General features: G+C 46.6%; 1 protein-coding gene. It reads right to left on the reverse strand.

Annotated features, from left to right (window positions below):
• Window positions 1–135: 135 nt before the first annotated feature.
• Complete coding sequence (locus tag QUB70_RS32565; protein WP_332985935.1) at window positions 136–876, reverse strand: HAD family hydrolase; 741 nt, start codon at window positions 874–876, stop codon at window positions 136–138.
• Between the last annotated feature and the right edge of the window lie 188 nt (window positions 877–1064).

Consider the following 1064-nt stretch of genomic DNA (forward strand, 5'->3'; position numbering starts at 1 on the left):
AAAGCCCAACTACGTACCTATTTCTAGGATGACAATTAATCCACCCTGCTTCTTAAGGGGGGTTAGGGGGGATCTGGACTCAGCTACAAGCGAGATTTTCCCAAGCAAAACCTGCCCAGGCGATGTGATGTTTGCTCAATCTGTTAAAATTGTAATTTCATCCAAAGATGCGATCGCCACATCAGCATTTTCCAAATGACTAACCCGGGCATTCCCCCAGCAAATCCCGATACAGCCAGCCGCGCCCGCATTTTTACCCATCTGAATATCGCCCGCCGAATCTCCCACCATCAAAGTTGCTGCGGGATTTACTCCCAGTTTCTCGCAAGCTTGCAAAAACAATTTCGGATCGGGTTTGTGAAGCGTTGAATCAACTCCCATTTCTAACTGAATCCAGTCGCCTAATGCGTGGTGTTTCACAAACTTCTGCACATCCGCCGTCGTAGCCGCCGAAAGAATTCCCAGTTTCAAACCCGCTGACGAAAGATATTTCAGCACTTCCAAACTCCCGACAAACAAAGGAGAAACAGCACTATGTTTAAACATTTCGTCAGCTTCGTCAAAAGCGCGGCGCGCAATAGTTAAAGATTCCAACCATCCCCTGCCGGTTTCGGCAATGTATCCCGCTGCAACAATCTCATTTTCCCGGCGACTGCCGACTGCTAGCAAACCTGTGGGGTCGATGCTGCCAGCTTCGATACCGAAAGCCATTTGTAAAGGCTCTCCAACGCCGGGAATTTGAGCGTCTGCGAGGCGCGATCGCTTCATCCCCAAAAGTCTCAAAAACTCTTGAGAATCCTCTAGAGTGCCGTCTTTATCAAAGATTACGGCTTGGATATTTGAGAAAGTAATTCCCCGACATTTAATAGTTACCAAGAATCATAACTCCCTAATTTTTATATTTTTTTGTATGGTCTCATATTGTGCTATTTTTAGCAATTGTTTTTAGCGCAACATAATTCTCTTGTCCCCCCCCTTATTAAGGGAGGTTAGGCAGGGTGGTTTTATTGTGGGGAGAAGAAATCTGAAACGACAGAAAGCACCACTCAAAGCTCGCGTCTGGG

The sequence above is a fragment of the Microcoleus sp. A003_D6 genome (assembly GCF_036702825.1).
Lineage (GTDB): Bacteria > Cyanobacteriota > Cyanobacteriia > Cyanobacteriales > Microcoleaceae > Microcoleus.